Raw genomic sequence first — 15,780 nt, 5'->3', positions numbered from 1 at the left:
TCCCTTCCGGGACTGACGGGGGACGACGTGCGGGTGAACGACCGGATCATCCGCGCACCCGGGCCTCGGCCGCCTCGGAGGCGTATTCACGCCGCCGCGGCCGCAGGGCACCGTCGTCGGCCCGCACCGAGATCGGCCGGTCCGTGGGCTCCACCGGCGAGGGCAGGCGGGTCCAGCTCTCCAGCGACTCGTCCACGGCCCGGGCACAGGCCCGGCCCTCGGCGATCGCCCACACCACCAGCGAGGCCCCGCGCCCGGCGTCGCCGGCCACGAACACCCCCGGGGTGTCCGTCTCGTACCGCCGGTCCCGGCGGACCAGCCCGCCCTCGAGCACGACGCCGGCACCCTCCGGTCCCTGGGTCAGCCCGGTGTCCTCCACCCCCGTGAACCCGAGGGCCAGCAGCACGAGGTCGGCCGGGATCTCCCGTTCGGTGCCCGGCCGGGGCACCCGCCGCCCGTCCGGCAGGTACTCGGTCTCCGCCACCCGCAGGGCGCGGACGTGGCCGTTGCCGTCGTCGAGGAACTCCACGGTCGAGGCCAGGTACTCGCGGGTGCCGCCCTCGGCGTCGGCGCTGGTCACCTCGAAGACCTTCGGCATGGTGGGCCAGGGCTGGTCCTCCGGCCGCTCGGTGGGCAGTTCCCGGCCGATCGCCAGCGTGGTGACGGAGGCCGCGCCATGGCGGTGCGCGGTGCCGATGCAGTCCGCACCGGTGTCCCCGCCGCCGAGCACGATCACGTGCTTGCCGTCGGCCCGGATCTGGTCCGGGACCTGCTGTCCGTCCACCACCCGGTTGGACTGCACGAGGTAGTCCATGGCGGGGTGGATCCCGGCCAGGTGCCGGCCGGGGACGGGCAGGTCGCGCGGCACGGGGGCACCGGTGGCGATGATGACGGCGTCGTAGCGCTCACGCAGCTCGGACCACGTGATGTCCTCTCCGATCGACACGGAGGTGCGGAACCGGGTGCCCTCGGCGACCATCTGCTCGATGCGCCGGTCCAGGATGTCCTTCTCCATCTTGAAGTCCGGGATGCCGTAGCGCAGCAGTCCGCCGACCTTCTCGTCCCGCTCGAAGACGGCCACCGTGAACCCGGCCCGCGTCAGCTGCTGCGCCGCGGCCAGCCCCGCCGGTCCGGAGCCGACGACGGCCACCGTGTGACCGTTGTGCCGCTGCGGGATGACCGGATCGAGCCAGTCGTTGTCGAAGGCGGCGTCCGCGATCGACACCTCGGTCTGCTTGATCGTCACCGCGGGCTGGTTGATGCCCAGCACGCAGGAGGACTCGCAGGGCGCCGGGCAGATGCGCCCGGTGACCTCGGGGAAGTTGTTGGTGGCGTGCAACCGTGCCGCCGCCTCCTCCATCCGGCCCTGGCGGACCAGGTCGTTCCACTCGGGGATGAGGTTGCCCAGCGGGCAGCCCTGGTGGCAGAACGGCACGCCGCAGTCCATGCAGCGGCCGGCCTGCTGGCGCACCACGGCCGGGTCCTGCCGGGCGTAGACGTCCTTGAAGTCCATGATGCGCACGGGCACCGGACGGGACGGACGGTCCCTGCGTTCGCGGTTGGTCAGGAATCCACGGGGATCAGCCATTGGTTGCCTCCAGAATCCGACCCCAGGCGTCGACGCCGTCCGGGTCCAGTCCTTCATCGATGACGGCCGCGCGGGCCTTGAGCACGGCGTCGTAGGTGGCCGGCAGCACGGTGGTGAACCGGTGCAGGGCCTCGTCCAGCGTGGCCAGCAGGTGGGCCGCCACCGGCGACCCGGTCTCGGCATGGTGCCGTGCCAGCAGTTCGGCGATCGCCTCCCGGTCCTCGGGCCGGGGTCCAGCAGCAGCAGGTCCCCGTTCGCCATCGCCAGCGGGTTCATCACGGTGCGGTCCAGGTCCAGGACCCAGGCCACGCCGCCGGACATGCCGGCCCCGAAGTTGCGCCCGGTGCGGCCCAGGATCAGGGCCCGGCCACCGGTCATGTACTCGCAGCCGTGGTCCCCGATGCCCTCCACGACGGCGCTGGCCCCCGAGTTGCGCACCAGGAACCGCTCGCCCACGCGACCGCGCAGGTACAGCTCGCCGGACGTGGCCCCGTAGCCGATGACGTTGCCCGCCACGACGTTGTCCTCGGCCGCGAACCCGGCCCGCTCGTCCGGGCGCACGACGATCCGTCCGCCGGACAGGCCCTTGCCCACGTAGTCGTTGGCGTCGCCCTCGAGCCGCAGGGTGATGCCCGCGGGCACGAACGCCCCGAGGGACTGTCCGGCCTCGCCCGTGAGCCGCACGGTGATGGTGTCGTCCGCCAGCTCGTCCAGCAGCCGTGCCCGGGTCACGTGGTAGCCCAGCATGGTCCCGGCGGCCCGGTCGGTGTTGACGATCACCTTGGACACCGTCAGCGGCTGCCCGGTGGCGATCGCCGGCTCGGCGGCGGTGATGAGGTCGTTGTCGAAGTGCCGGTCCAGCTCGTGGTTCTGCCCCGTGTGGCTGAGCAGCTGCCGCGCCTTCTCGGGGTCGGCCGGATCGTAGCCGGACAGGATGCCGGACAGGTCCAGCCCCCCGGTCTTCCAGTGGTCCAGGGACTCGTCCCGGTCGAGGACCTCGATGTGGCCGATCGCCTCGTCGAGGGACCGGAAGCCCAGCTCGGCGAGGTACTCGCGCACCTCCTCCGCGATGTACTCGAAGAACGTGACCACGAACTCCGGGGTCCCGGTGAAGCGGGAGCGCAGCTCGGGGTTCTGGGTGGCCACGCCCACGGGGCAGGTGTCCAGGTGGCACACCCGCATCATGATGCAGCCGGAGACCACGAGCGGCGCGGTGGCGAAGCCGTACTCCTCGGCGCCCAGCAGGGCGGCGATCACCACGTCGCGGCCCGTCTTCAGCTGCCCGTCGACCTGGACCACGACGCGGTCGCGCAGCCCGTTGAGCATCAGCGTCTGCTGGGCCTCGGCCAGGCCCAGCTCCCAGGGGGCGCCGGCGTGCTTGAGCGAGTTCAGCGGCGAGGCGCCGGTGCCGCCGTCGTGGCCGGAGATGAGCACGACGTCGGCCTTGGCCTTGGTCACGCCGGCCGCCACGGTGCCCACCCCGGACTCGGAGACGAGCTTGACGTGCACGCGGGCGGCCGGGTTGGCGCGCTTGAGGTCGTGGATCAGCTCGGCGAGGTCCTCGATCGAGTAGATGTCGTGGTGCGGCGGCGGGGACACCAGGGACACCCCGGGCGTGGAGTGCCGCGTGGACGCCACCCAGGGGTAGACCTTGGTGCCCATCAGCTGGCCGCCCTCGCCGGGCTTGGCGCCCTGGGCCATCTTGATCTGCAGGTCGTCCGCGGTGGCCAGGTACAGGCTGGTCACGCCGAAGCGGCCGGAGGCGATCTGCTTGATCGCCGAGCGGCGCTCCGGGTCGAGCAGTCGCTCGGGGTCCTCTCCGCCCTCACCGGTGTTGGACTTGCCGCCCAGCCGGTTCATGGCGATGGCCAGCGTCTCGTGCGCCTCCCGGGAGATGGAGCCGTAGCTCATCGCCCCGGTGGAGAAGCGCTTCACGATCGAGGAGACCGGCTCGACCTCCTCCAGCGGGACCGGCTCGCGCACCCCCGTCTTCAGGCGCAGCAGTCCGCGCAGGGTCATCAGGTCCTGGGACTGCTCGTCCACCCGGCGGGTGTAGTCCTTGAAGACGTCGTACTGGCGGGTCCGGGTGGAGTGCTGCAGCCGGAACACCGTCTCCGGGTTGAACAGGTGCGGCGGTCCGTCCCGGCGCCACTGGTACTCCCCGCCCGTCTCCAGCTCGCGGTACGGGTCGATGTCGTTGCCGTCCGGGGGGTACGCCGCCCAGTGCCGCTGCTGGTTCTCCGCGGCGATGACCTCCAGGCCCACTCCGCCCATGGGGGTGTGGGTGCCGGCGAAGTACCGGTCCACGAGGGACCGGGACAGGCCGATGGCCTCGAAGGTCTGGGCACCGCAGTAGGAGGCGACCGTGGAGATGCCCATCTTGGACATGATCTTCTGCACGCCCTTGCCCAGGGCCTTGATCAGGTTGGCCACGGCCTGCTCCGCGGTGACGCCGGTGATGGCGCCGGTGCGCACGAGCGCCTCGGCGGACTCCATGGCCAGGTACGGGTTGACGGCCGAGGCGCCGTAGCCGATCAGCACCGCCACGTGGTGGACCTCGCGGACGTCCCCGGCCTCCACGAGCAGCGAGGCCCGCGTCCGGTTGGCGGAGGACAGCAGGTGGTGGTGCACGGCCGAGAGCAGCAGCAGCGAGGGGATCGGCGCCCACTGGGCGTTGGAGTCGCGGTCGGAGAGCACGATGAACTGCACCCCGCGGTTCACCGCGGTGGAGACCTGCTCGCAGATCTCGGTGAGCCGGGCGCGCAGGCCGGCCGCGCCGGCGTCGACCCGGTACAGGCCGCGCACCTTCAGGGCGACCTTGGCGCCGCGCCGCGAGGCTCCGCCCTCAATGGGCTGCTCGCGCAGGTTGGCGATCTTGGCCAGCTGGTCGTTGTCGATCACGGGGAACTCGAGGTTCACGTGCCGGGTGCGCACCTGCTCCGTGGACAGCAGGTTGCCGTCCGGGCCGATCGAGGTGCGCATCGAGGTGACCAGTTCCTCGCGGATCGCGTCCAGCGGCGGGTTGGTGACCTGCGCGAAGGACTGCGTGAAGTAGTCGAACAGCAGCCGCGGACGCTTCGAGAGCACCGCGATCGGGGTGTCCGTGCCCATGGCGCCGAGGGGCTCGGCACCCGTGGCGGCCATGGGCCCGATGAGCACGCGCAGCTCCTCGGTGGTGTAGCCGAAGGTCCGCTGGCGGTGGGCCACGGACTGGGCCGAGTAGCGCACGTGCTCGCGCTCGGGCAGGTCCGCCAGGTCCACCAGGTTCTCCGCCACCCAGCGGCGCCACGGGTTGGCGGCGGCCACCTCGGCCTTGACCTCGTCGTCCTCGATGATCCGGCCGGCCACGGCGTCCACGAGGAACATCCGGCCCGGTGCGACGCGGCCCTTGCGGACGACGCGCTCCGGGGCCAGGGGCAGCACGCCGACCTCGGAGGCCAGCACCACCAGGCCGTCGTCGGTGACCCAGTAGCGGGCCGGGCGCAGACCGTTGCGGTCCAGCACGGCACCGACCTGGCGACCGTCCGTGAAGGCGACGGCGGCGGGCCCGTCCCACGGCTCCATGAGCATGGAGTGGTACTGGTAGAACGCGCGCCGGTCCGGGTCCATGGAGCCGTGGTTCTCCCAGGCCTCCGGGATCATCATCATGACCGCGTGGCTCAGCGGCCGCCCGCCCAGCATCAGCAGCTCGGCCACCTCGTCGAAGGACTGGGAGTCCGAGGCCCCCGGCGTGCAGATGGGGTAGAGCTTCTCCGGGTCCTCGCCGAGCACGGGAGAGTCCAGCAGGGACTGCCGGGCGCGCATCCAGTTGCGGTTGCCCTTGACGGTGTTGATCTCGCCGTTGTGGGCGATGGTGCGGAACGGCTGGGCCAGCGGCCAGGACGGGAAGGTGTTGGTGGAGAATCGGGAGTGCACGATCCCCAGCGAGGTCTTGAACCGGGGATCGGACAGGTCCGGGTAGAACGGCTGCAACTGCCCCGTGGACAGCATGCCCTTGTAGACGATGGTCTGCGGGGAGAGCGACGGGAAGTACACGCCGAACCGGTTCTGGGCCCGCTTGCGCAACCGCCAGGCGCGCACGTCCAGGGAGTCGTCGGCGGTGATGAACAGCTGCTCGAAACGCGGCATCACCGATCGCGCGGAGGCACCGATGACGGTCTCGTCGACCGGGACCGGGCGCCAGCCCAGCACGGTCAGTCCCTCGTCGGCGGCCAGTCGCTCGATCCCCGCCACGGCCTCGTCGTACTCGGCCTGGGGCTGGGGCAGGAAGGCGGTGCCGACGGCGTAGTCCCCGGCGGCGGGCAGCTCGAAGCCGACGACGGCGCGCAGGAACTCGTCCGGCACCTGCATCAGCAGGCCGGCGCCGTCGCCGGTGCCGTCGTCGCCGCCGACGCCGCCGCGGTGCTCCAGGTTGCGCAGGGCCACCAGGGCGTGCTCGACGATGTCGTGGCCGGGCGTACCGCGCAGGGTGGCGATCACGGCCAGGCCGCAGTTCTCGGTCTCCGTGTCCGGACGGTACAGGCCCTGCTCGGGCGGGATGGCGGAGAAGCGGTTGAACGGGTTCTTCGGGTCCCGCGCCATGGCCTCGGCGGCGCTGTCGTCGGGCAGGGCCGCGTCATCGTCTCGGGGGGCGTTCTCCGCAGCTGGGCGTGACGTCATGGAGGTCCTTCCGGTGTGCCGAGCGAGCTCGGGCGGTGGAAGGGGACGTCATTGGCCCCGGTGACGGCTCAGGCACGCTGGAGATCATCCGCGTCACCCGTGGCCGGTGCAGTGGAGTAAATACTAGCGACCGGTGGGGGGATCACGCGTCGTTTCGACGCGAAAAACCCTCATTCCGTGTTTCGTCCGCGTTAACTTTGTGACCGTCAGGCGTCGGCTGCGTTTCCGGCGTGGTTCCGGCCGGGGCGGGGGCGGCGGCGTCCGTGCCCTCCTCCACGGCGGCCGGTGCGCGACCCGGCCGCCAGACGGAGTCGGCGGCGGCCCGTGCCTCGGCGGTCCCGGACCGGGTGGCCCAGAGCCCGATGAGGAAGCCCACGGCGACCAGGAACAGCAGCAGGGAGGTCCACACGTTGAGCCGCTGGGTGACGCCGAAGAGGGTGATCATCTCGGCATCGTCGATGCGCATCATCTCGATCCAGGTGCGCCCGGCCGTGTACCAGGCGACGTAGGCCCAGACCATCATCCCGCGGCGCAGGCGCAGACGCCGGTCGATGAGCAGCAGGAGACCGACGCCGGCCAGGTTCCACAGCATCTCGTAGAGGAAGGTGGGGTGGAACAGCGTGCCCTCCAGGGTCCCGGCGGGCCAGTTGGGGCTCGCGGGGCTGACCTGCAGGCCCCACGGCAGGGTGGTGGGGCCGCCGAAGAGTTCCTGGTTGAAGTAGTTGCCCAGCCGGCCGATGGCCTGGGCCAGCAGCACGCCGGGGGCCACGACGTCGGCATAGGCGGAGAGCTTGAACCCGTAGCGACGGCAGGCGATCAGGGCACCGACGGCGCCCAGGGCCACGGCGCCCCAGATCCCCAGGCCGCCCTCCCAGACCCGCCAGATCCTCGTCAGGTCACCGGTGCCGTCGAACCCCGGGCCGAAGTAGGCGTCCGGCGAGGAGAACACGTGATAGAGCCGGGCGCCGACGAGCCCGAACAGGATCGCCCAGATGGAGACGTCGATGATCCCGCCCTCGGGGCCGCCGCGGGCCTTCCAGCGGGCGGTACCGAGCCACAGGCCGGCGATGATCCCGGCGATGATGCACAGCGCGTAGGCGTGGACCGTCACCGGTCCGAGGTGGAAGCCGTCCCAGCCGGGAGCGGGGATGGCTCCGGTGACGAGCACCGAGTTCACGCGTCGGCCCCGTCCCTGACCGCTCCGGTCGCCAGCTCGGCGGTCAGCGTCCCGACGGCGGCCGGGCCGCCGTCGCGCAGGGCGCTCACCAGGGCGGTGCCCACGATCGCGCCGTCGGCGTACCGCCCGATCTCGCGGATGTGCTCGGGCCGGGAGATGCCCAGCCCGACCGCGACGCGCGGGGCCCCGGCCGCATGGGCGCGGGCCACCACCTGCTCGGCGGCCGAGGAGACCTCCGTGCGGGCGCCGGTGACGCCCATGACGGAGACGCCGTAGACGAAGCCGCGGCTTGACCCGACGACGAGCTTGATCCGCTCGTCGGTGGAGCTGGGGGCGGTGAGGAAGACCCGGTCCAGCCCGTACCGGTCCGAGGCCTCGAACCAGTCACCGGCCTCCTCGGGGACGAGATCCGGGGTGATGATGCCCGCTCCCCCGGCCTCGGACAACCGGCGGGCGAAGGTGTGCACGCCCATCCGGTCCACGATGTTCCAGTAGGTCATCACGAGCACGACCGCATCGGTCCGTGCCGAGACGGCCTTGACGATGTCGAAGACCGAGTCGATCCGGAAGCCGTCGGCCAGGACCTGGCTGGTGGCCGCCTGGATGACCGGGCCGTCCATGACCGGGTCCGAGTAGGGGATGCCGATCTCGATGACATCCGCCCCGTTGTTGCCGAGGGCCACGGCCGCCTCGATGGAGTCCTGGACGGTGGGGTACCCGGCGGGCAGGTAGCCGATCAGGGCGGTGCGCCCGGCCGCGCGGGCGGCCTCGATCGCGTCGGCGGTGCGCGAGTGCACGGTGTTGACGGTCTCGGACATCAGCTCTGGGCTCCTTCCGGCCGGGCCGCGACGGCCTCGGCGTCCCCGCCGGCGGGGGTCTCGGCGTCCGGCAGCATCCCGAAGTACTTCGCGGCGGTGGCCACGTCCTTGTCGCCGCGTCCGGAGAGGTTCACGACGATGATCTTCTGCTCGTCCTCGGGGGTGTCCGGGCCGACGAGGCCCTCGTCCGTCCAGCGGCGGGCCAGTCGCAGGGCGCCGGCCAGGGCGTGGGAGGACTCGATCGCCGGGACGATGCCCTCGGTCCGGCACAGCCGCTGGAAGGCGTCCATGCACTCGGTGTCGGTGACCGGCTCGTACGTGGCCCGGCCGGTGTCGTGCAGCCAGGCGTGCTCGGGACCGACGGCCGGGTAGTCGAGGCCGGCGGAGATGGAGTGCGAGTCGACGGTCTGTCCGTCCTCGTCCTGCATGAGGTAGGTGCGCGCGCCGTGCAGCACACCGGTGCGGCCCAGGTTGATGGAGGCGGCGTGGCGGCCGGTGTCCATGCCCTCCCCGCCGGCCTCCAGGCCGTAGAGCTCGACGCCCGGGTCGTCCAGGAAGCCGTGGAAGATGCCCATCGCATTGGATCCGCCGCCCACGCAGGCGCACACGGCGTCGGGCAGGCGTCCGGTCTGGGCCAGGACCTGCTCGCGGGCCTCCTCGCCGATGACGGAGTGGAAGTAGCGGACCATGGCGGGAAACGGTGCCGGGCCGGTGACCGTGCCCAGCAGGTAGTGGGTGGTGTCCACGGAGGCGACCCAGTCCCGCAACGCGTCGTTGATGGCGTCCTTGAGGGTGCGGGCACCGGTCGTGACCGCCACGACCTCGGCACCGAGCATCTCCATGCGGGCCACGTTGAGGGCCTGGCGCTGGGTGTCCACCTCGCCCATGTAGACGGTGCACTCCATGCCGAACAGGGCGGCCGCCGTGGCGGTGGCCACCCCGTGCTGGCCGGCCCCGGTCTCGGCGATGAGGCGGGTCTTGCCCATGCGCTGCGCCAGCAGTGCCTGGCCGATGACGTTGTTGATCTTGTGCGAGCCGGTGTGGTTGAGGTCCTCGCGCTTGAGGAAGACCCGTACGCCCGGGGTGTCGGCGGCGAATCGCGGCACCTCGGTGAGCAGGGACGGCCGGTTCACGTAGTTCGTGAACAGGTCCTGCAGTCGCGCGATGAACTCCGGGTCCTCACGGGCCTCGGTGAAGGTGCGCTCGACCTCCTCGAGGGCGGCGATCAGGGATTCGGGCATCCAGCGGCCGCCGTACGGGCCGAAGTACGGCCCGGGCTGGTTCTGGTAGCTGCCGGTGTGCTCAATCATGTCTCGGTCCAGTCTGTTCAGTGCCTGTGCTGTGGTGCCGGATGTCAGCGGGCCCGGGCCGTCACCGAGGCCGCGCGGAAGTCCCGGATCGCCTGGGACGGGTCGCCGTGCTTCACCAGGGCCTCGCCGACCAGGACGGCGTCGGCACCGTCCTGCGCGTAGCCGGCGACCTGCTCGGGTCCCTCCACCCCGGACTCCGCCACCCGGACCACGCCCTCGGGAAGGTGCGGGGCGAGGTTGCGGTAGTTGTGCGGGTCGACGTCGAGGGTCTTGAGGTTGCGCACGTTCACGCCCACGATGCGCGCGTCCACGGCGACGGCCCGCTCGATCTCCTGGGGGGTGTGCGCCTCCACGAGGGCGTTCATGCCGAGGTCGTGGGTGAGCTGCAGCAGTCCGGCCAGTTCGGCGTCGTCCAGGGCCGCGACGATCAGCAGCACCAGGTCGGCACCGTGGGCGCGGGCCTCGTAGACCATGTACTCGTCGACGGTGAAGTCCTTGCGCAGCACCGGGATGCCCACGGCGGCGCGCACGGCGTCGAGGTCGGCCAGCGACCCGCCGAAGCGGTGCTGTTCGGTGAGCACGGAGATCGCGGCGGCGCCCCCGGCCTCGTACTGCCGCGCCAGGTCGGCCGGCGAGGAGATCTCGGCCAGGGCGCCCTTGGACGGGCTGGACCGCTTGACCTCGGAGATGATCCGGATGCCGCCGGCATCCTCGCGGCCACCGGCGAGGGCGGCGTGGGCGTCCAGTGCCGGACGGGTCCGCACGGCCTCCTCGGCCCGCTGCCGCATGGCGGCCAGGGGGACCTCGCGGCGCCGGGCCTCGAGGTCCTGGCGGACCCCGACGATGATCTCGTCGAGAACCGTCGCCATCAGTGGCGCGCGGCCTTGGCGTGGCCCTTGGTGCCCATGCCGGCCTTGCCCATGACGAAGCCCGCGATCACTCCGGCCGCCGCGGCGACGATGCCGGCGATGGTGAGGAACATCAGGTCCGCGAGCATGCCGATGGACACCAGGACCGCACCGAGCAGGAGCAGCAGGACGAGGGTCCAGGCGGCCGGCGAGTTGCCGTGGCCCAGCGGCTCGGCGTGCGTCGGGTCGTTCAGGACGAGGTCGTCGTCGGAGGTGGGGCGCGTGGTGGTCATGGACCGTACCTTTCCTGCGGAAGCTGATCGGTTCTGCCGTTCATTCTGCCACGGAACCGTCGCTGCCCCGCGTAGATCACGGCAGATCACGGCGGGGGCGCCGCGGTCAGGTCGGGTCCTCACCACGGGTCAGCTCGTCCCAGGCATCGATCTCGTCGACCGGCCCGGCGGCCCCCGGCCCCGTGCCGTCGCCGGCACCGGTCCTGGCGGCCGTCGCGGCGGTGGCCGGTGCCCCGGCACCGGTGGCCCGGGTGTCGTAGCGGCGGTTCTCGCGCCAGCCGCGGCCGGCCACCAGCACGGCGATCCCGCAGGCCGCCAGCAGCACGCCCGCCGCCAGGGTGACCCAGGGCCAGAAGGTCAGGGCGTAGGCGGCGGCGTCGGCCGTGGTGCCGGTGGCCGCGGAGACCTGGGCCCGCGCGGCGTCCGCCGGCCGGAGCGTGGCGTTCACCGCGGACCATCCGGTGGCCACCCCGGCCAGGACCAGGAGCACCGAGGTCACCACCCGGCCAATGCGCCGGGCCATCGAGAGGGCCACGCCCGAGGCCATGCCCACCAGCGCCATCGCGGGCACGACGGCGGCGGCCTGGTTCCCGGTCGTCGTCACCGTGGCATCCGGGACCCCGGCCAGCCCGCTGGCCTGGATCCACGTCTGGGCGCCCGACCCGAGGATCACGGCCCCGGCGGCGATGGCCCACAGCACGGCGGTGCGTCGCGTCAGGTTCACTGCGCGTCCTCGTCCCCGGCGTCCGGCACCTGCAGGGTCCGCAACCGGCCGGCGGCCAGCACGGCGCGCATCGGCGCGCTGGACTTGGTGACCGTCTCGGCCGCCTCCGCCTCGGGGACGGAGTCCGCGACGATCCCGGCACCGGCCTGGACGTACGCGGTGCCGTCCACCAGCAGGGCCGAGCGGATGTTGATCGCCATGTCCATGTTCCCGGCGAGGTCGAAGTAGCCCACCACTCCCCCGTACGGTCCGCGTTCCTGGGGCTCCCACTCGTCCAGCAGCTGCAGGGCCCGGGGCTTCGGGGCGCCGGACAAGGTGCCGGCCGGGAAGGCGGCGGCCAGCACGTCCAGCGCCCGGCTGCCCGGGGCCAGCCGCCCCTCCACGTGGGAGACCAGGTGCATGATGTGGCTGAAGCGCTCGACCTCCATGAACTGGGTGACCGACACGGACCCCGGGACGCAGACCTTGGACAGGTCGTTGCGGGACAGGTCGACCAGCATCAGGTGCTCGGCACGCTCCTTCTGGTCGTTGACGAGGTCCTTCTCGTGCAGGTGGTCCTCGGCCACCGTCGCCCCGCGGGGCCGGGACCCGGCGATCGGGTGCGTGATCACGGAGCCGTCGTTCACCGTGACCAGGGCCTCGGGCGAGGACCCGACGATCTGGTAGCGGCCGCCGTCGGGCCGTTCGAAGGTGAACAGGTACATGTAGGGGCTCGGGTTCATGGCCCGAAGCACCCGGTAGACGTCCAGCCCGCCGGCGTCGGTCGCCGCGGAGAAGCGCCGCGACACCACGATCTGGAACACCTCGCCGTCGGTGATCGCCTGCTGGGCCTTGGCCACGGCGTCGAGGAAGCCCTCCTGCGTCCAGGAGTCCCGCACGTGGGCCGCCAGCTCACCGGGGGCGAGGTCGGGCCAGCCCGGCGGGGCCGTGGAGACCGGGTCGTGGGTGGGTGCCGTGAGCCGGCGGACCATCGACCCGAGGCGGGCGACGGCGTCGGCGTGGGCCGCCTCCACCCCCGAGTCCAGCCCGTCGCGGTTGATGGCGTTGGCCACCAGGGTCACGGTGCCGTCGACGTTGTCGTGCACGGCCAGGTCGGTGATCAGGTTCAGGGCCAGCTCGGGCAGGCCGAGGTCGTCCGGCGGCGGGGAGGGCAGCCTCTCCCAGCGCCGCACCGTGGGCCAGCCGAGGAAACCGGCCATCCCGGACAGCAGGTTCGGCCGGTCCGAGCCCGAGCCGTCCCAGGCATCGGTGGCCAGGTGGTCCAGGGTGGCGCGGAGCACCTCCAGCGGGTCGCCCTCGGTCGGCACCCCGGCCGGCGGGGTGCCGAGCCACTGCGCCCTGACACCGTCCTGTCCGTCCCCGCCCTCGACGCGGCGCGTGGTCAGCGTCGCGGAACTGCCGGCCCCGATGAAGGAGTACCGGGACCACACCCCGCCCTGCGCCGCGGACTCCATGAGGAACGTGCCGGGCTCGTCGGCAGCCAGCCGGCGGTAGATCCCGACCGGGGTCAGGCCGTCCGCCAGCAGGGTCATGGTCACCGGGACGACCCGGTGCTGGCGGGCCAGGTCGGCGAACTCCCCGACCGAGGGGGTGATGCCGCCGAGTTCACGCATGGGGGTGCCCCGCGATCGGGAAGGTCGTGGGTCCCGGCGCCGGGGCGGTCGGCGTCGGCAGGCGCCGGCCGTCGAAGCAGGTCCGGGTCCCGGTGTGGCACGCCGGGCCGGTCTGGTCCACGTGCACCAGCAGCGCGTCGCCGTCGCAGTCCAGGGACACCGAGACGACGGCCTGCGTGTTCCCGGAGGTGTCCCCCTTGCGCCAGTACTCCTGGCGGGACCGGGAGTAGTACGTCGCCCGGCCGGAGGTCAGCGTCCGGCGCAGCGCCTCCTCGTCCATCCAGCCGAGCATCAGGACCTCACCGGTGTCGTGCTGCTGGGCGATGGCCGCCACGAGTCCGTCGGGGTTCTTCTTGAGCAGGCGTGAGATGGCGGGATCGAGCGTGGCGGGTTGTTCCATGGTGGTCCAGTCTATGCGCCGTGTAGCGTGGGGCGTGTTATGCCGAACGACACTGACAGGGCCCCGTCGAGGGACTTCACCGCCGCGTCCCGCGACGCACTCGCGGAGGCGTTGCTGTCGGCCGGTCCCGGCCAGCCGACGCTCTGTGAGGGCTGGCAGACCCAGCACCTGGCCGCGCACGTGGTCCTGCGTGAGGGATCGCCGCTGGTGGCCGGGCTCGTGGTGAAGCCCCTCCAGTCCCGGCTGGAGCGCCGGACCATGGACCTCGGGGATTCGGCGGCGACCCCCGAGGCCTACCAGGACCTCGTGGCGCGGATCAGCGCGGGCCCCTCGGCGGGGCGCCGGCTCGCCGGGCGGCTGCAGCACCTGCCGGCCGTGCGCCGGGCCGCGCAGGCGACCAACCTGCTGGAGTTCTACGTCCATACCGAGGACGTGCGGCGCGCCCAGCACCGCTGGGCCCCGCGGCACCTCGCCGAGGAGTACGCCGACGCCCTGTTCACCGAGCTGGCCCGCTCGGCCCGGCTGCGCTATCGCTCCGAGGACACCGGGATCGTGCTGGCCCGCAGCACCGGCCAGCGGGTCGTCGCGCGCAAGCCCGGTCCGGGAGAGCCCTCCCGGACCATCTCGGGGCCGGCCGGCGAGCTCGTCATGCACGCCTTCGGGCGGCGGGACAACGCCCTGGTCGTCGTCGACTGACCTGCGCTCAGGCGGGGCGGGTCAGGTACCGGTACCGGGCCGCCGTCGTGAATCCCAGGTCTGCGGCCAGCGCCAGCGCCTTCTCCGAGCGTTCCTCCACCTGCATCCAGATCCCCTCCAGGCCCATCCGGACGGCGTGGTGGAAGATCGCGTCGATGATCGGGCCGACCATGCCCCGGCCGCGCAGGTCCTTGCGCACCTTCATCGCGTACACGCCCCCGAAGGACCGTTCCGGCCTCTCGTGCACGATGGAGAGCTTGGCGATCGCGGCCATCGCCCCGTCCTGGTCCGGGTAGTCGAAGAACCGGCTGCTGCCGCCGGCCAGGAGGCGGCGGTAGACCATGCGGCTGGCGGGGTCGATCGCGTCGGCCGAGGTGCCCATGTGGGCGTCCAGCCAGGCGTCGGAGAGGGTCTCGGAGATCCCCACGCGCGGGTCCCAGGCCGTGTGCTGCGGGATGTCCTCACGGCCCAGCCACAGCACCCGGGTCGGGGCGACGCTCTCGTAACCGCGCCGCTCGAGCAGGTCGGCCAGTCGCTGCTGCCCCTCGAGGAAGTCGTCGTTCTCGCCGGCCGTGCCGTCCGGGCCGGGCACGGCCGCGGAACTGAGCCACGTCCCCGACGCCGGCTGCCAGACCTGGAAGGTCGGGGCCAGCCAGCGCTCGGCGGAGCGCCGCTCCACCTCGTCGACGGCCGCGGAGATCTCGGCGTGGTCCCGCGGCATCGAGGTGGACAGCACGCTGTTCGCACGCCGGGTGATGCCGGAGGAGAACCGCACCGACCAGCCCTCGACCTGCTGGACCTCGATCGCGGGCCAGCCCAGTGCCGTCAGCCGCTGCAGGGCGAGCGGGGTGACCTGGGTGGCCCGGCCGGTCCGGGGATCCTCAGCGGACAGGGTGACCAGCCTCCCGGATGGCCTGCTTCACCCGCGCGATCATGTCCACGGGACCGAAGTGGAAGATGGAGGCGGCCAGCACGGCGTCCGCGCCGGCGTCGATGGCCGGTGGGAAGTCCTCCGGGGACCCGGCACCGCCGGAGGCGATGAGTGGGACGGTGGTGACCGCGCGGACGGCGCGGATCATCTCGAGGTCGAAGCCCTCCTGGGTGCCGTCCGCGTCGATGGAGTTCAGCAGGATCTCCCCGACCCCCCGCTCGGCGGCCTCCCGGCACCACGCCACCGCGTCGATGCCGGTGCCCTGCCGGCCGCCGTGGGTGGTGACCTCGAATCCGGAGGCCACGGAGGGGTCGTCGGTGCGGCGGGCGTCCAGGGACAGGGTGAGCACCTGGGAACCGAAGCGCCGGGTGATCTCGTCGATGACCTCGGGCCGGGCGACTGCGGCGGTGTTGATGGAGACCTTGTCCGCACCGGAGCGCAGCAGCTTGTCCACGTCCTCCACGGACCGCACCCCGCCCCCGACGGTCAACGGGATGAAGACCTCCTCGGCGGTCTGGGCGACCACGTCATAGGTGGTGGAGCGATCGGCCGTGGACGCGGTCACGTCCAGGAACGTCAGTTCGTCGGCGCCGGCCTCGTTGTACCGGCGGGCCAGCTCGACCGGGTCACCGGCGTCCCGCAGGTCCTCGAACCTCACGCCCTTGACGACCCGGCCGGCGTCGACGTCCAGGCAGGGGATGACACGTACGGCAACGGTCACGG

General features: G+C 72.4%; 12 protein-coding genes and 1 pseudogene. 1 reads left to right on the top strand and 12 read right to left on the bottom strand.

The window, feature by feature from the left end:
- Window positions 1-46: 46 nt before the first annotated feature.
- The 10 genes and pseudogenes from CITRI_RS0100285 to hisI form a co-directional block, all read right to left on the bottom strand.
- Window positions 47-1,588, bottom strand: coding sequence for a glutamate synthase subunit beta (locus tag CITRI_RS0100285; protein ID WP_029138898.1), 1,542 nt, complete (start codon window positions 1,586-1,588; stop codon window positions 47-49).
- Window positions 1,581-6,169 (bottom strand): annotated as a pseudogene (gene gltB, locus CITRI_RS15620) (glutamate synthase large subunit). Before gltB ends, CITRI_RS0100285 begins: the two are co-directional and overlap by 8 nt.
- A gap of 220 nt (window positions 6,170-6,389) precedes the next feature.
- On the bottom strand, window positions 6,390-7,424 hold the full coding sequence (lgt, locus tag CITRI_RS0100275; protein WP_010142515.1) for a prolipoprotein diacylglyceryl transferase: 1,035 nt from the start codon (window positions 7,422-7,424) through the stop codon (window positions 6,390-6,392).
- A complete protein-coding gene (trpA, locus tag CITRI_RS0100270; RefSeq protein ID WP_010142514.1) occupies window positions 7,421-8,242 on the bottom strand; it encodes a tryptophan synthase subunit alpha in 822 nt (273 codons plus the stop codon). Before trpA ends, lgt begins: the two co-directional genes overlap by 4 nt.
- Complete coding sequence (trpB, locus tag CITRI_RS0100265) at window positions 8,242-9,552, bottom strand: tryptophan synthase subunit beta (protein WP_010142513.1); 1,311 nt, start codon at window positions 9,550-9,552, stop codon at window positions 8,242-8,244. The genes trpA and trpB overlap by 1 nt, the downstream gene beginning before the upstream one ends.
- A gap of 44 nt (window positions 9,553-9,596) precedes the next feature.
- The gene (gene trpC, locus CITRI_RS0100260; protein ID WP_010142512.1) at window positions 9,597-10,421 is read right to left on the bottom strand and encodes an indole-3-glycerol phosphate synthase TrpC; all 825 of its coding nucleotides are present in this window, start codon (window positions 10,419-10,421) and stop codon (window positions 9,597-9,599) included.
- Window positions 10,421-10,693 (bottom strand): HGxxPAAW family protein, encoded by a 273-nt coding sequence (locus CITRI_RS15615; protein ID WP_010142511.1) that lies wholly within the window; start codon window positions 10,691-10,693, stop codon window positions 10,421-10,423. The genes trpC and CITRI_RS15615 overlap by 1 nt, the downstream gene beginning before the upstream one ends.
- A gap of 106 nt (window positions 10,694-10,799) precedes the next feature.
- Window positions 10,800-11,417: a Trp biosynthesis-associated membrane protein gene (locus CITRI_RS0100250; RefSeq protein WP_010142510.1), complete on the bottom strand. Its 618-nt coding sequence runs from the start codon at window positions 11,415-11,417 to the stop codon at window positions 10,800-10,802.
- Window positions 11,414-13,030, bottom strand: a complete 1,617-nt coding sequence (locus tag CITRI_RS15610; RefSeq protein ID WP_010142509.1) for an anthranilate synthase component I — start codon at window positions 13,028-13,030, stop codon at window positions 11,414-11,416. Before CITRI_RS15610 ends, CITRI_RS0100250 begins: the two co-directional genes overlap by 4 nt.
- Window positions 13,023-13,430: a phosphoribosyl-AMP cyclohydrolase gene (gene hisI, locus CITRI_RS0100240; protein ID WP_010142508.1), complete on the bottom strand. Its 408-nt coding sequence runs from the start codon at window positions 13,428-13,430 to the stop codon at window positions 13,023-13,025. The genes CITRI_RS15610 and hisI overlap by 8 nt, the downstream gene beginning before the upstream one ends.
- Window positions 13,431-13,469: 39 nt before the next feature.
- On the opposite strand from hisI, the gene CITRI_RS15605 reads away from it, so the two are divergent.
- Window positions 13,470-14,126 carry a TIGR03085 family metal-binding protein gene (locus CITRI_RS15605; protein ID WP_010142507.1) on the top strand — a complete coding sequence of 219 codons (657 nt, stop codon included), beginning with the start codon at window positions 13,470-13,472 and terminating at the stop codon, window positions 14,124-14,126.
- Between the two features lie 7 nt (window positions 14,127-14,133).
- Here the strand turns inward: CITRI_RS15605 and CITRI_RS0100230 are convergent, their stop codons facing one another.
- Together CITRI_RS0100230 and hisF are read right to left on the bottom strand one after the other, a co-directional pair.
- A complete protein-coding gene (locus tag CITRI_RS0100230) occupies window positions 14,134-14,901 on the bottom strand; it encodes a GNAT family N-acetyltransferase (RefSeq protein WP_010142506.1) in 768 nt (255 codons plus the stop codon).
- Between the two features lie 106 nt (window positions 14,902-15,007).
- The gene (gene hisF / locus CITRI_RS0100225; protein WP_010142505.1) at window positions 15,008-15,778 is read right to left on the bottom strand and encodes an imidazole glycerol phosphate synthase subunit HisF; all 771 of its coding nucleotides are present in this window, start codon (window positions 15,776-15,778) and stop codon (window positions 15,008-15,010) included.
- Window positions 15,779-15,780: the final 2 nt, after the last annotated feature.

It is taken from the genome of Citricoccus sp. CH26A (assembly GCF_000224415.1).
In the GTDB taxonomy this organism is placed as follows: Bacteria; Actinomycetota; Actinomycetes; order Actinomycetales; family Micrococcaceae; genus Citricoccus.
The sequence above is the reverse complement of the archived record's forward strand: the minus strand, read 5'-3'. Positions and strand labels throughout refer to the sequence as shown.

Coding starts and splice junctions, on each gene's coding strand:
- hisI (WP_010142508.1), bottom strand. CDS start 13,430: ATGGAACAACCCGCCACGCTCGATCCCGCCATCTCACGCCTGCTCAAG.
- CITRI_RS0100285 (WP_029138898.1), bottom strand. CDS start 1,588: ATGGCTGATCCCCGTGGATTCCTGACCAACCGCGAACGCAGGGACCGT.
- trpA (WP_010142514.1), bottom strand. CDS start 8,242: ATGTCCGAGACCGTCAACACCGTGCACTCGCGCACCGCCGACGCGATC.
- trpB (WP_010142513.1), bottom strand. CDS start 9,552: ATGATTGAGCACACCGGCAGCTACCAGAACCAGCCCGGGCCGTACTTC.
- CITRI_RS15610 (WP_010142509.1), bottom strand. CDS start 13,030: ATGCGTGAACTCGGCGGCATCACCCCCTCGGTCGGGGAGTTCGCCGAC.
- CITRI_RS15605 (WP_010142507.1), top strand. CDS start 13,470: ATGCCGAACGACACTGACAGGGCCCCGTCGAGGGACTTCACCGCCGCG.
- trpC (WP_010142512.1), bottom strand. CDS start 10,421: ATGGCGACGGTTCTCGACGAGATCATCGTCGGGGTCCGCCAGGACCTC.
- CITRI_RS15615 (WP_010142511.1), bottom strand. CDS start 10,693: ATGACCACCACGCGCCCCACCTCCGACGACGACCTCGTCCTGAACGAC.